16 protein-coding genes are annotated in these 13450 nt (G+C 64.3%); 7 read left to right on the forward strand and 9 right to left on the reverse strand.

The genetic code is table 11. From position 1 onward, the window contains the following. Nucleotides 1–63 precede the first annotated feature (63 nt). From LMJ30_RS17985 to LMJ30_RS17995, 3 genes are read left to right on the forward strand one after another with little or no spacing between them, the layout of a single operon-like run. On the forward strand, nucleotides 64–1878 hold the full coding sequence (locus tag LMJ30_RS17985; RefSeq protein WP_229433797.1) for a CIA30 family protein: 1815 nt from the start codon (nucleotides 64–66) through the stop codon (nucleotides 1876–1878). Nucleotides 1879–1897: 19 nt separating this feature from the next. Further along, nucleotides 1898–3001, forward strand: coding sequence for a sensor histidine kinase (locus tag LMJ30_RS17990; protein WP_229433798.1), 1104 nt, complete (start codon nucleotides 1898–1900; stop codon nucleotides 2999–3001). Beyond that, nucleotides 2998–3603, forward strand: coding sequence for a response regulator transcription factor (locus LMJ30_RS17995; RefSeq protein ID WP_229433799.1), 606 nt, complete (start codon nucleotides 2998–3000; stop codon nucleotides 3601–3603). The genes LMJ30_RS17990 and LMJ30_RS17995 overlap by 4 nt, the downstream gene beginning before the upstream one ends. Before the next feature lie 55 nt (nucleotides 3604–3658). Here LMJ30_RS17995 and LMJ30_RS18000 read toward each other — a convergent pair whose 3' ends face one another. The 6 genes from LMJ30_RS18000 to LMJ30_RS18025 all read right to left on the reverse strand — a co-directional run bounded on the left by LMJ30_RS18000 (nucleotide 3659) and on the right by LMJ30_RS18025 (nucleotide 7014). Next, the gene (locus LMJ30_RS18000; RefSeq protein WP_229433800.1) at nucleotides 3659–4114 is read right to left on the reverse strand and encodes a hypothetical protein; all 456 of its coding nucleotides are present in this window, start codon (nucleotides 4112–4114) and stop codon (nucleotides 3659–3661) included. A 69-nt stretch (nucleotides 4115–4183) separates the two neighbouring features. Further along, complete coding sequence (locus tag LMJ30_RS18005) at nucleotides 4184–4792, reverse strand: NUDIX domain-containing protein (RefSeq protein ID WP_229433801.1); 609 nt, start codon at nucleotides 4790–4792, stop codon at nucleotides 4184–4186. Between the two features lie 99 nt (nucleotides 4793–4891). Continuing rightward, nucleotides 4892–5542, reverse strand: coding sequence for a YiaD family glycine zipper/OmpA-like lipoprotein (locus LMJ30_RS18010; RefSeq protein ID WP_371873049.1), 651 nt, complete (start codon nucleotides 5540–5542; stop codon nucleotides 4892–4894). 125 nt (nucleotides 5543–5667) lie between these two features. Further along, complete coding sequence (locus tag LMJ30_RS18015) at nucleotides 5668–5814, reverse strand: lmo0937 family membrane protein (protein WP_131422801.1); 147 nt, start codon at nucleotides 5812–5814, stop codon at nucleotides 5668–5670. Nucleotides 5815–5904: 90 nt separating this feature from the next. Then, the gene (locus LMJ30_RS18020) at nucleotides 5905–6132 is read right to left on the reverse strand and encodes a hypothetical protein (RefSeq protein WP_229433803.1); all 228 of its coding nucleotides are present in this window, start codon (nucleotides 6130–6132) and stop codon (nucleotides 5905–5907) included. A 183-nt stretch (nucleotides 6133–6315) separates the two neighbouring features. Next, nucleotides 6316–7014 carry a glycine zipper 2TM domain-containing protein gene (locus tag LMJ30_RS18025; RefSeq protein WP_229433804.1) on the reverse strand — a complete coding sequence of 233 codons (699 nt, stop codon included), beginning with the start codon at nucleotides 7012–7014 and terminating at the stop codon, nucleotides 6316–6318. A gap of 273 nt (nucleotides 7015–7287) precedes the next feature. Here LMJ30_RS18025 and LMJ30_RS18030 point away from each other — a divergent pair, with 273 nt between their 5' ends. Together LMJ30_RS18030 and LMJ30_RS18035 are read left to right on the forward strand one after the other, a co-directional pair. Further along, nucleotides 7288–8019, forward strand: coding sequence for a Crp/Fnr family transcriptional regulator (locus LMJ30_RS18030; protein ID WP_229433805.1), 732 nt, complete (start codon nucleotides 7288–7290; stop codon nucleotides 8017–8019). Between the two features lie 182 nt (nucleotides 8020–8201). Continuing rightward, nucleotides 8202–9077 carry an alpha/beta fold hydrolase gene (locus LMJ30_RS18035; RefSeq protein WP_229433806.1) on the forward strand — a complete coding sequence of 292 codons (876 nt, stop codon included), beginning with the start codon at nucleotides 8202–8204 and terminating at the stop codon, nucleotides 9075–9077. A 92-nt stretch (nucleotides 9078–9169) separates the two neighbouring features. On the opposite strand, the gene LMJ30_RS18040 is transcribed toward LMJ30_RS18035, so the two are convergent. From LMJ30_RS18040 to LMJ30_RS18050, 3 genes are all read right to left on the reverse strand, one after another. After that, entirely contained in the window at nucleotides 9170–9391 is a 222-nt protein-coding gene (locus LMJ30_RS18040) for a YMGG-like glycine zipper-containing protein (RefSeq protein WP_229433807.1), read from the reverse strand. A gap of 22 nt (nucleotides 9392–9413) precedes the next feature. Next, entirely contained in the window at nucleotides 9414–9725 is a 312-nt protein-coding gene (locus LMJ30_RS18045; protein ID WP_229433808.1) for a BON domain-containing protein, read from the reverse strand. Nucleotides 9726–9865: 140 nt separating this feature from the next. Then, nucleotides 9866–11929, reverse strand: coding sequence for an AsmA family protein (locus LMJ30_RS18050; protein WP_229433809.1), 2064 nt, complete (start codon nucleotides 11927–11929; stop codon nucleotides 9866–9868). Between the two features lie 184 nt (nucleotides 11930–12113). Here LMJ30_RS18050 and LMJ30_RS18055 point away from each other — a divergent pair, with 184 nt between their 5' ends. Together LMJ30_RS18055 and LMJ30_RS18060 are read left to right on the forward strand one after the other, a co-directional pair. Continuing rightward, nucleotides 12114–12494, forward strand: a complete 381-nt coding sequence (locus LMJ30_RS18055; protein WP_229433810.1) for a DUF4398 domain-containing protein — start codon at nucleotides 12114–12116, stop codon at nucleotides 12492–12494. 62 nt (nucleotides 12495–12556) lie between these two features. Beyond that, nucleotides 12557–13447 carry an OmpA family protein gene (locus LMJ30_RS18060; protein WP_229433811.1) on the forward strand — a complete coding sequence of 297 codons (891 nt, stop codon included), beginning with the start codon at nucleotides 12557–12559 and terminating at the stop codon, nucleotides 13445–13447. The last annotated feature ends 3 nt before the right edge of the window (nucleotides 13448–13450 follow it).

The raw sequence follows: 13450 nt of genomic DNA on the forward strand, positions 1-13450 counted from the left end.
ATGCGTCTGGCAGGTGTCGGTCGCCAACCTCATACTTGCCATACCAAAAACTGAGGAGATGACATGAACTTGACGCGCTTGAATGCAGTGCTGCTGGGGCTTGGCCTTGGCATATCAGCCGTAGCGGTGGCGGCGCCGACGCTGGTGCAGGACGTACGCGTGTTCGATGGGAGCGATGTGCATGCGCGCCGCTCCGTGCTGATTGACGGCGGCCTGATCGTTGACGCCGATTTCCACGGGCCTGCGCCGCGCGGAGCACGGCTGGTCAGCGGTGCCGGCCGTACCTTGCTGCCCGGCCTGATCGATTCACACGTGCACGCTTATCGCCATTTCGACCTGCCATTGCTGTTCGGGGTAACCACGCAAGTCGACATGTTTACCGGCGTGCAGGCAATGCAGGAAATCACCCGCGCCATGGCAGCGAACAATAACCGCCATCAGGCCGATTTATTCTCGGCCGGCACGCTCGTGACCGCTCCGGGTGGCCACGGAACCCAGTTTGGCATGCCGATCCCGACCCTGGCAAGGGCAGCCGACGCGCAGGCATTTGTCGATGCCCGCATCGCCGAGGGCTCGCACTTCATCAAGATTGTCCTCGAAGATGGCAGTCACGCGCACCGGGTGAACAGCCTGGACCTGGCGACGGTGAAAGCAGCCATCGACGCCGCTCACAAGCGTGGCAAGCTTGCCGTTGTGCACATCAGCACCCTGGCCAATGCGCGCGCAGCGCTCGTGGCCGGGGCGGATGGCCTGGTGCATCTGTTCAATGGCGAACACATCAGCGACCAGGAAACTGCGGACTTCGCGCGGCTGGCCAGGGCGAAGGGTGCTTTCGTCATCCCCACCTTCAGCGTGCTCGAAAGCGCAGCGGGCGTGCCGGTTCGGCCACTGGCTGCCGGCAGCCCGCTGGCCGGTTTGCTTGACAAGGAACAGCAGGTGCCTTTGCAAACGCGGTACGGAAAGAAGCTGGCGCCGGAGCGGCTGCGGGTGCCGGCAGCGGTGACGGCGGCATTGCACAAGGAAGGCGTGCCGGTGCTTGCCGGAACCGATGCAGGCAATCCGGGCACCCAGTACGGCATCAGCATGCACCGCGAACTGGCCGCGCTGGTCGAAGCCGGATTGACACCGCGGGCGGCGCTGGCGTCGGCCACCTCCGTACCAGCTGCTGCATTCCGGCTTGGGAAGCGGGGGCGCATCGCGAACGGCTACAAAGCAGACCTGTTGCTGGTCAAGGGCGACCCGCTGGCCGACATCTCCGCCACCCAGCAGGTCGAGGAAATATGGAAGGATGGCGAGAGCGCGCGCGCGCTGCGCGACCAGCAGCGCCTGCGGGTGGCGCAGGAAGCCGCGCCGTCGCCGGCAAACCGGGTCCGCTTGCCGGCCGACGGACGCATCAGCCTGTTTAGCGCGGCCAAGCTGGGCAGCCCGGTCGGGACGGGGTGGGGCCCGTCCCACGACGGCATGATGGGCGGCAGTTCGACGGTCGAGCTGGCGCTGCTGCCGGACACGGTTGAGGGCCAGCCTGCGGTGTCGGTCAGCGCCACGGTCGCGCCGGGCTTCCCTTATCCTTGGGCGGGCGTCGCATTCCTGCCGGGGGCCAAGCCCATGCAGCCTGCCGACCTGAGCGCAGCAAAATTAATCCGCTTCAAAGTGCGCGGCGATGGCAAGCGCTACCAGCTCAGCATGATGTCGCGCGGCGTCACGATTCCCGGCCAGGTCCCGTTTACCGCCGGCGCCGAGTGGTCGGAAATATCCGTGCCGTTCAGCGAATTTGCGGGAATCGATCCGGCAGCAGTGACCATGATAGGATTTAATGCAGGACCGAAACCTGGCGGCTACCGCTTCGATATCGCCGACGTCCGGTTGCTCGAGCGCTGATCATCGAAGAAAGGGTGTCATGAACAAGATCAAGGGTGTGCTGCGCGGCCCGTGGGTGCCGCCCGAGCACGGCAAGATGCCCTACCTGTGGGTCTTCTCGCTGTCGTTCATGCTGTGGAAGTACCTCAACGTGCCCCCTGGACCGCTGGAACTGGCGCTGCTCCTGATCACGATCGTCGGGTTCATTCCGCTTTACCTGGCAAGCTTCTGGGCCAGGGGAGAGCAGGCGGTGCTGTGCGTGCTGGTGACCGTGCTGATCGGCGTGCTGTGGGCGCCTTGGAACGTCGGCGCGAGCGCCTTTTTCGTGTACGCCGCAGCAATGTGCGCGAGCCTGAAGCCCATCCGCGCCTACCTGCTGCTGGCCGGGGTGATGATGCTGGCCCTCGTGGTATCGCTCGCGGTGCCGGCATGGGTGCGGATGGCTTTCCTGCTGCCTTCCGTTGCGGTTGGCATTCCGGTCGGAATCGCGTCGGTGATGCAGGCGGGGTTGGAGCAGTCTCGCCGGCAATTGTTGCGTAAGCAGGAAGAGGTGGAGCATATGGCGACCATCGCCGAGCGTGAGCGAATTTCGCGCGACCTGCACGACCTGCTCGGGCATTCGCTGTCGCTGATCGCCCTCAAGGCCGAGCTGGCCGGCAAACTGGCCGGAAACGACGACGACGGCTGCCGGACCGAGATCCGCGATATTGAAACCAGCGCCCGGCGCGCGTTGTCGGAAGTGCGCGCCGCGGTCAGCGGTTACCAGCAAAGCGGCCTGGCCCATGCGCTTGCCAGTGCGCGCGCCAGCCTGGCGGCAGCCAACATTTCGCTGCGCGAAGACATCGGCATGGTCGCGCTGTCCCCTGCGGCCGAGCATGTGGTGGCGCTGGCGCTGCGCGAAGCGGTGACCAACGTGGTGCGCCATGCCGGCGCGGCACATTGCACCCTGAGCCTGGCGTTGCGCGACGGTGCGATCGTGCTGAGGGTGGCGGACGACGGCAGTTCCACGCGCACCGGCATCCGCCACGGCAATGGCCTGACCGGCATGCGCGAACGCGCGGCAACGCTGGGCGGCACGCTCGCCATCCATGTTGCCAAAGGACTGGCGCTCGAACTGCGCCTGCCGGCGCAAGGGGCCGCATGATCCGCATCCTGATCGCCGAAGACCAGGCCCTTGTGCTGGGGGCGCTTGCCGCCTTGCTCCGGCTCGAGTCCGACATCGACGTGGTGGCGACGGCGGGCAACGGCAGGGACGCGCTGTCCCTTTGCCAGCAGCTGGCGCCCGATATCGTGCTGACCGATATCGAGATGCCGCACATGACCGGGCTGGAACTGGCCGCCAGCCTCGCGCAGCTCAGTTCGCCATCCCGGGTCATCATTGTCACCACGTTTGCGCGCAGCGGCTACCTCAGGCGCGCGCTGGCGGCAGGCGTGCGCGGCTATTTGTTGAAAGATGCGCCTGCTGACACGCTGGCCGCTGCGATCCGCACCGTGCACGGCGGCGGCCGGGCAGTGGCGCCGGAGCTGGCGCTGGAGGGCTGGAGCGGTGGCCAGGACCCGCTCTCCGAGCGCGAGCGGCAGGTGCTGCGGCTGGCAGGCGAGGGCAGGAGCAGCGCCGAGATCGCGCGCCAGGTGCACCTGTCGGAAGGCACGGTAAGAAATTACCTGTCGGAGGCGATCAGCAAGCTCAATGCCGGCAACCGGGTCGAGGCATTCCGCCTCGCGCGCGACGCCGGCTGGTTGTAGCGCTCATCCGCCGACAGCGGAACGTAGGGCCGGATAAGCAAAGCGCATCCGCCGATTACGTCAGCTCCGCCAACATCCATTGCAGCACCAAACTCGCGCCCAGGTAAGCCACAGCCGCGAGCAGCCCCAGCACCACCACGCTATCCCAGCCCCTGCGCGCATAGGCCGGGCCCACGGCCCTGGAATGACCAGGCAATGTCGCCCAGACCCAGGCCAGAAACACCACCCCGTTCACCCAGTCGAACAAGGGCGTATCCAAGCCCAGCCGCTGTCCGATCGCGCTGGCCAGCGCATTCCACCCAAGCACCGCCAACCCGCCCAGGCACCAGCGCCACGCCACCGCAGCGGCTGCATCATCCCCCAGCCGCCGGTAGTTGTACATCTGCAGCCAGGCCCCGAACGCGGGCGTGAACAGCACGCTCCACAGCACGATCCCCACCGGGCTCCACAATGGCAGCGTGCCTGCCTCGGCCACCTCAACAACCTGTTCCGATACCTGATCTCCTTGCATCGCCGCCCCCGGATGAGAGTTTCCACTGCTCAACTCTCGCTCATCCGCGCGCGGCGGTGTTGATCCGGCTTACCGCGCCTCGCTTCCTTGCTCACCGTCAATCTGAATGTGGCGCAACTGCAGGTACTGCAGCAGGATCACCGTCTTCGCGTCGACAATCTCACCGCGCGCCACCATTGCCAGCGCTTCATCGAACGCCAGCTCGACAACTTCGATGTCTTCGCCTTCCTCGTCCAGCCCGCCACCGTCGCCGACCCGCTTGCCGGGATCATATTCACCGATGAACAAGTGGACGCGCTCGGTCACCGAAGCCGGGCTCATGAACAGCTCCAGCACCTTTTCGAGGTTCTCGGCGCGGTAGCCGGTTTCTTCCTCGACTTCCGCGCGCACCCGCTTTTCCGGCGGCTCGCCATCGAGCATGCCGGCCGGGGTTTCGATCATGAAGCCGTCATGCTTGTTCAGGTAGGCGGGCACGCGGAACTGGCGCGTCATCAGCACTGTCCGGTTCTTCTTGTTGTAGAGCAGGGCGGTCACGCCATTGCCGCCGACATAGGCCTCGCGTTCCTGTTTCTGCCAGCGCCCGTCGGTACGGCGCAGCTCGTAGGTAATCTTCTTTAGCGTATAAAAATTATCGGAGAGGATTTCCTCCCCGGTGATGCGTACTCTTTCGTTCTCCATCAATCGCTCCTGTCAATAAAAAAGGACGCCGCGCCCCGCGAATCATCGCGGCAGCGGGGCGTCCCCGGCAGCCTGGTCCCGCGAACGGGCGACTGCTATTTAACCGCGTTCAGCAACGTAGATTTCAACGCGGCGGTTGCGTGCACGGCCGCTCGCGTCGTCGTTCGATGCAATCGGCTCGCGCTCGCCGCGGCCTTCGATGGCAATGCGGTTCGACGCTACGCCGCGCTGGGCCAGGTAGTTGCGGGTATTGGCCGCGCGGTCGACCGACAGCGGCTGGTTGACGCTGTCGTCGCCGACGCTGTCGGTGTGGCCGATGATGGTCACGCTAGCCGCCGGGTTCTCGTTCAGCGTCTGCGCGAAGCGTTCCAGCACAGGGCGGAAGTTCGCCTTGATGTCCGAACGGCCGGTGTCGAACGACACGTCGGCCGGGATCTCCAGCTTCAGGCGGTTATCCTGGGTCTGGGTGACTTGCACGCCGGTGCCGCGGGTTGCCTGCTCCATGGCCTGCTTCTGCTTTTCCATGCGGTTCGACCAGATGTTGCCGATCAGCGCGCCAGCTGCGCCGCCGATGACGGCGCCCTTGGCTGCGCGCTCGCCGCCGCCACCGCCGGTAGTGCCGCCCAGCAGTGCGCCGATGCCTGCGCCAACGCCGGCGCCGGTTGCGGTGCCGCGCTGGGTAGCGGACATGTCAGCACAGCCGGACGCGGCCAGTGCGATAACGGTTGCTGCGATGATCGACTTGTTCATAATTTTTCTCATGTGGGTGCTCCTTAAATTTTTGATCCGTTTCGCTGTCACACCAGGCTACGCCGGGCACGACCGCGAAACGGATCTTATCAAACATTAAACATTGTCTGAGGCCTTAATTGTTACTAAATGCCTCGGCCGGTGATCAGGCGTACCAGGATCATGATGACCGCGACGACCAGCAGGATGTGGATGAAACCGCCCACGGTGTAGGAAGTGACCAGGCCCAGGAGCCACAGGATCAGGAGAATGACAGCGATTGTATAGAGCATGATTTAGTCCTCGGTGATGTTTTAGAAGACCCGTAGGCCGTGACTTCAGTATGCTCAGGGGTGTATTTGCGCTCTGTTCGGTGCCGTACACTAAGCACAAGTTTTTTGTTCATTGCGCAACCCCGGCACCCATCCCATCAACCCCAACAGGCCGACCAGGCCGATCAGGCAAGTCAGCAGGCCGCCGGCGATCAGGAAGACCACGTCTTGCGGCTGCATGTCGCCGGACTGCGCTTCCGGCGGCCCCGCCATCGTCAGCCCGAATACGGTGACGATAATTCCCCAAACGATGATGCCAATCCATGCAAGGCTGTTCATATAAGCACCCCTCATTCATTTTATGTGTCGCCGGATTTGTTTCCAACGTGAATCTAGTTTGCTCGTAGCTCAACAGTACTTCCGTGCGGTGGCTCACATTGCACAAATGAAAAGACAACGCCCCGGGGCAAGCAGCCGCGGGGCGTTGTTTTTTGGAGGAAAGGCGGCGTTTGCCGCCGTGGTTCAGGCTACCGAGCGCAGCGATCCGTTGACCACTTTGACGCGCTGTCCGGTGCGCCACTGCGGCTGGGTGTCCTGGCGGAAGGTGCGCGCCGTGCCGTCATCAAGGCGGACCTTGATTTCGTAGCTGGTGGTGGCGCGCGTGTTGCCTTCGACCTGGTTGCCGACCACTGCACCGCCGACCGCGCCGGCGACGGTGGCGAGCTTCTTGCCGCTGCCGTCGCCGATCTGGCTGCCCAGCAGGCCACCCAGTACCGCGCCGCCCGCCGCGCCAAGGCCGCTGCCTTCGGCGCGCTGGGTGATGGTGCGGATCGACTCGACGTTGCCGCAGTTGGAGCACCACGCTTTGGCCGACGCTACCTTGGCTGGGGCGCGCTTGACCGGCTCTTCATAGCGGTCTTCGCGCGGTGCGGTCTCGGCATAGCGTTTCGGCTCGGCGTACTTGCTGGAAGGCTCGTCGCGCAGGTCGATGCCGGCCGGGGCCAGTTGCGATGCGCCGACCGGCGCCATCTGGGCCGACAAGGCCAGGCGGTCGGCCTCGGTCAGGTCGCCGCGCGGCGTGGTGCTGCCGACCGACGAGGGAATCCAGCCCATGATCGCGGCCGTGCCTGCCAGGCAGAACAGGATGACGGCGAGGGCGGCCAGGATCAGCATCGGGTGCATGCCGGGACGTTTATAGGTGCTGTGGAGGGGAGTGTTCATGGTGGGATCCTTTTTGTCGTACTTGCTGTTTTTTTTAACCGGCCATTTCCGGTGTCAGACAGGCCCAGCACATGGTCCATCCGATGCGGCCATTCTCCCTATGTAGTACCGGCGCTTCCGTGCGTCACCGTACATACCTTTACTATTATTGCCGCTACGCTGATTGAAATTGTTTGCAAATGTAAGCTCTACTACAGGCAAGCTCCATTCATGTATGTTTGTAACCGGTCCTGAATTATGTTTGAACACACCCATCGCGTTCGGGAGGGGCCGATGAAGGCAGGCGCCTCTCCCGACTTAGCGCAGCAGAACGGCAACAAGCTACTGGCAGCGCTGCCGGAGGATGACTTTGCGCGCCTGGTCCCCATGCTGGAACCCGTACAAATCGAAGTGGGCGCCGTATTGTGCGAGCCGTCCGAACCACTGCAGCACATCTATTTTCCGCACGACAGCCTGATTTCATTGCTCGGCGTGGCGGAAGGGCGCATGACGCTTGAGGTGGGCCTGGTGGGCAGGGAGGGAATGCTGGGCGCGACAGTCGCGCTGGGCCATGACCTGCCGCAGGTGCGCGCGATCGTCCAGCGCGCCGGCAGCGCCAGCCGCATGGACAGTGCCGAGTTCCGCACGGAGTTCGCGCATAATCCTTCGCTGCAGCGGGTGCTTTACCGCTACACCGACACCTTGCTGGCGCAGGCGATCCAGATTGCCGTGTGCAGCCGCTTCCACGTGCTCGAAGCGCGGCTGGCCCGGTCGTTGCTGGTCACGCGCGACAGGCTGCAGTCGGATAAGTTCCACCTTACCCACGAGTTTCTCGCGCATGCCCTGGGCGTGCGGCGCGTTGGCGTGACCAAGGCAGCCAGCGCCTTGCAGCAGCAGGGGCTGATTATTTACAGCCGCGGCAATATCGAGATCCTCGACGTGCCCGGCCTGACCGCGGCCTCCTGCAAATGCTACGAGATCGTCAAGGACGCGGGCGAGGAAGCGCTGTCGACTGCCTTCGTCTAGCGCCTGGTGTGGCGCGCGTGCAAGCAGCATAAGCCGCGCCGCCGCATCCAGGCAGGCAGGGCTGCCGCATTCCAGTCGCCTGATCTTGCACACTGTCCCGGTATCTTGCCGTTTGTCGCGTTTGCCACCGACATGCTTTCCTTTCCTGCAATGATAGGTTTTTCATTGATGAAGGAAAGCACGTGTCCGATCCAGTCTGCAATGACCTCACTCGCCAGCGCACCCCGCGCCTGGTGCTTCCCCTGTTGCTTGCGACGGCGGGGCTGCTTGCCAGCGCTACGGCATGGGCCGCGGCGGACCAGGCGCGCATCGACCTCATCGAGGGGCGCAAAGTGGAGTCGGTGACGATCAGGCACCCGGCGTCGAAGGTGGTGGTCGTGTTCGAGAGCGGCTTGCGTGGCACGCTCGACAAATGGGACAAGGTACTCGACGCCGTCAGCCCGGACGCCACGGTATTCGCCTACAACCGGCCGGGCTATGCGAACAGCGAAGCGAGCGATGCCCCACGCGACGGCGAGACCATTGTCCGGCAGCTGCGCCAGGTCCTCAAGCATAAAGGGCTGGCGCCTCCCTATGTCCTGGTAGGCCATTCGCTCGGCGGGCTGTATGTGCAGCTGTTCGCCAGGCGGTATCCGGATGAAGTTGCAGGCATCGTTCTCGTCGATGGCCTGTTGCCGCGCATGGTGAAGAAACCCGAGGAGTTTCCATTCACCACGCGCCTGGCAAAACGGGTGCTGTTGTCGAACGCGGTCGGGCGCGAGGTGGATGGCATTTACGACACAGGCGAAAAGATCCTGGCGTTGCCGGGAATCGACGATAAGCCGATGATCAGGCTCATCAACGTGCCGAAGTCCGCCACCGCGATCCCGGTGGATTTCGGCGCTTTTCACCGCGATGCGGACACGGTGGCTTTTGTGCGCGGACTGTATCCGAACGCCAAGAAGGTGATTGTCGATTCGGATCACCAGATGCAAACTGCCCACCCCGAAGCAGTGAGCAAGGCCATTCGCGAGCTGATTGCCCGCCAGGCGGGGCAGGCGGCAAGCGCGGCGCGCTAGCGGCTCGAACGCCGCCGTTTTGCACGCAAGGATGACCGCCATGAAAAACGCCCCGTCGAGGCGGGGCGTTCTTCTGCAAGCAAGCTAACAGGTCACTTCGGTGGCTTGACCTGGTTGCCGATCACGCCGCCGACTGCTGCGCCGCCAACCGTGCCGGCAGTGCTGCCGCCGGTCAGTACGCCGCCGATCACTGCGCCGGCGCCAGCGCCGATCGCGGTGTTCTTGTCTTGCGCCGACATGCTGGAGCAACCGCCCAGGCCGAGGGCGACGGTGACCAGTGCTGCGGTTGCTGCGAGGTGTTTAATGGATTTCATAATGGGTCCTCCTTAGTTGGTTTTATTTCAGGCGGATGTCATTCTTGACCGACTTCACACCCTTGACACTGCGCGCGACCGACGATGCGGTTGCCACGCTGTCCGCCGAGGACACAAAGCCGCTCAGCTGCACCACGCCCTTGAACGTCTCGACATTGATTTCGGAGACTTTCAGGGTAGGTTCGTTCAGGATCGCCGCTTTTACACCAGCGGTGATCGCGGTATCGTCAATGTATTCGCCCACGCTTTCCTGCCTGGCGCTGGAGGCGCAGCCGACGACCTGGGTCAGCATCAGGGCGGCCAGCAGGGTCGCGGCAAACTTCAGGTTTTTCATGTTCTTATCCTCTGTAGTGGGTTGTAATGCCTGCTTTGCGGCGCGGCTTTGCCTGCACCGTTATGGCTAGAGTAGAGCCTGGTCAGCGGGTGGTCTGTTCGCCAACGCACGTAGTGCCGAAAAGCTAATGTTGACCAGCGTCAGCGCCCCGTGGGCTTGCCAGGCGGCGGCGCCACCGGCTTCTGGCGCGCCGCGGCGAGCAACTTGCCGCACTCGCTGTCTTCGCCAGGCCCGGTATTGACCAGGGGCACCAATGCCGCGGCCGGGGCGGCCAGCGTGGCCAGCGCAATCGCGCCGCCCGCCTTCATCGCCAGCACGCCCTTGTCGACGCTGACCGTTGGCTTCTTGAACGGCCCGCGCACGTAGAGCGGGGCGCGCAGCGAGATGATGCGCAGGCCCTTGGTTTTCGGATTGATGGTCAGGTGCAGAGTTTCATCGGCCAGGCTGATGACGCCATCGACGTTGATGATGGCTTCCTCGGTGTCGACGATGAAGGTGCGCGAATACATGATGCCGCGCTCGACCGCGAAATCCGTGGCCATGCAATTGATCTGCACCTGCTTGTCGCCAAACAGCGTGGTCAGCACGATGTTGCCGATGTTCAGGCCCATCTTTTCAAGCAGCATCTTGCTGACCGTGCCCTCGTTGATCAGCGAGTGGATCTCGCCGTTCGACGCCCCCAGCAGGGTGGCGATCGAATTGCCGGTGGCCGACAGCGCGGCGTCGCCGTTGATCTGGCCGACCGACGCCTGCAGGCCTTCAATGGCGGGGAACAGCTGCTTGATCTGCAGGCGGCGGGCGGTGACTTTGGCGGTGGCCTTGATGGCGTTCTTGCCCTGCCGGCCGCTGCCGTCGAGCTTGATGTTCGAGTTGAGCGTGCCGCCCGCCATGTCGAAGGTGAGCGGCGCCAGCGTGATGACCCCGTCCTTCAGGATCAGGTGGGTCGACAGCTTGCGGATCGGCAGCTGTTTTTCTCGCACGATACTGTCCGCCGCGTAGCGCACATCGGCGTCGATCGCGGTCCAGCGCTCGGTGCGGAAGGTCTCGACCGGCAACACCTTGTTGGGCGGCTGCACCGGCGGCACGCCGCGCCGCGTCTTGCTGGCGTTGGAGTCGGCGCCGATCAGGGGGCCAAGATCGTCAAACTGCAGCAGCTTCGACCGCACGCTGCCGCTGAGCTTGCCACGCGGCGCGCCGGTCTGGAAGGTCAGGGTGCCGCCGAGGTCGCTCGAACCCACCTTGCCGGTGAACTTGTCGTAGGTCCAGCGCCGGCTTTCCGGGCTGAGCGCGCCGATCAGGCGGCCCGAGGTGCTGAACGCCGGCGTTTCCGGCAGCAGCACGCCGAGCAGCGGATACAGGCGCGCCATGCTGGGACCGGACAGCTTGAGGTTCATGTCCAGCGCGGCCAGCCTGGTGGGCTTGGTGAGGGTGCCTTCAAACGCGATGCGGGTTGGGCCCATGCGGAAATCGGCCTGCAGCGGGTAGGGCGTGGTCTGCTGTTTGAGCGACAGCACCGCGCCGGCCTTGCCGCTGCCGGTCACCGGCGCGCCGTTGTAGGTGCCGCGCAGCTTCCATCCCACGCCGTACTCGGGGTCGCCTTCGAGGGTGTCGACGTCGGCCCTGACGTCGGCCTTCTGGATCGCGTCCTTGTAATAGACGATGCCCTTGGTAAACACCACGCGCTCCAGGTCCAGCACCCATGGCGACTTTTTCTCTTGTTTCTTGAAGGTCCAGTTGTTCTTGCCATCGCTGTGGCGCTGCAGGCTGACAACCGGCGCCTGGAACTGCAGCAGGGGGATGGCGATGCGTTTGTCCAGCAGAGCCAGCGGGTCCAGCGAGAACGAGAACTGGCGCACGCTGGCCATGTCGCCAGCCGGCATGCCGGGGGGATTGCCGACGTGGACGTCGTTGGCGACCAGGTGAGGCCAGGGAATGAAGTCGCGCCAGGTGCGGTTACGTTCGGCCATCTTCTCTGACGGGCGTTCCCACGACAGCGACAGGTCGCCGGCAATCTGGAAGGGCCGGCCGATCGCCTCGCTGGTGCGCGCATTCAGCCAGGGCCTGGCCTTGTTCCAGTCGTAGGTCAGCAAGATCACCAGCGCGATCGCCGGGATGGCGACCAGCACGCCGGCGATGGCCAGGATGATCTTGGTGCGGCGCGATACCGGCTTGCCGGCGCCGCTGGCGGCTTGTGCTTCGGTCATGGCGATCCTTCCAGTCGAGAAGCCCAGCTTAGCGTGAAACAGGGGCAGTCTTTGTGCGCTGACGCACCCACCACCAACGCTGAGATTTCTTATCTGGATGATATGTGCGTCAGCGAACCGAACTTGCTTTTGAATCAGCTTATAAAGTTACTACGACATCAATCAACGCTGAATGGAGAACAAGATGAACAGGGAATCGAAGAATCGTCTGGCAACGGTGCTGTGCAGCACGATGCTGCTGGCCATGGTCGGTTGCGCATCGTCGCAGAAAGCGCCAGCGACCGCCGATGTCGCGGTCTCGAAGGCAGCGGTCGAAAACGCAGTGAGCGCCGGGGCATCGGACCTGGCGCCGGAAGAAATCAGCGCGGCGCGCGCCAAGATGCAGCGCGCCAGCCAGGCCCTGGCGGCCAAGGACTACACGCTGGCGCGCGACCTGGCCAACCAGGCGCAGGCTGACGCCAAGCTGGCCCAGAGCAAGGCCAACTCGGCCAAGGCGACGGCGGCGTCGAACGCACTGCAGGAAGACCTGCGCGTGCTGCGCGAAGAAGTCGAGCGCGCCAAATAAGCAGGCAGAACGGCGCGCCTGGCGCGCCTGGCTCTTCACTTTAAAACAATAAAGGAACGATCATGAAACACCATTTGCTCAAGTCGGCCATCCTGGCTGGCGCCGTCTTCCTGTCTGCCTGCAGCAGCACGCCCCTGACCACGCCGATCCTGGACCAGGCCCGCGGCGATTTCATCGCGGCCAACAACAACCCGCAGGTGGCCACGTACGCGCCGCTCGAGTTCAAGCAGGCCAGCGACGCCCTCGACCAGGCCAACGCCGCAGCAGCCAAGAACGAAAGCCTGGAAACGGTCGACAAGCTGGCCTATATCGCCAAGCAAAAGATCGCCACCGCGCAAGAGGTCGCCAAGCAGAAGGCGGCTGAAGCCGACATCGCCAAGGCCGGCCAGCAGCGCGACCAGGTGCGCCTGGAAGCGCGCACCGCCGAAGCCGAGCGTGCCAAGGCCGACGCGGCCGCCGCCCAGGCCCAGACCGCCGAAGCCCAGCGCCAGGCCGCCGACGCCGAAGCGATGGCGCGCGCCGCCCAGGCCAAGGCCGCCCAGCTCGAATCGATGATGGCCGAACTGCAGGCCAAGAAGACCGAGCGCGGCATGATCATCACCATCGGCGACGTGCTGTTCGCCACCAACCAGGCCACCCTGACCCCTGCCGGCGTCGCCACCGTGCGCAAGCTGGCCGAGGTGCTGGTGCAGAACCCGGAGCGCACTGTGCTTGTCGAAGGTTTTACCGACAGTACCGGCGGCACCGCGCATAACCAGGCCCTGTCGGAGCGCCGCGCCAACTCCGTGCGCGACGCACTGCTGGGCATGGGCGTCGGGCGCGAGCGCGTTGCCGCGCGCGGCTATGGCGAAGCGCACCCGGTGGCGCCGAACGATACTGCCGGCAACCGCCAGCTGAACCGCCGCGTCGAAATCGTGCTGTCGAATGAAGGCCGCACGATTCCACCGCGCTAACCG

This window comes from Massilia agrisoli, assembly GCF_020831365.1.
GTDB classification, from domain to species: domain Bacteria; phylum Pseudomonadota; class Gammaproteobacteria; order Burkholderiales; family Burkholderiaceae_D; genus Telluria_A; species Telluria_A agrisoli.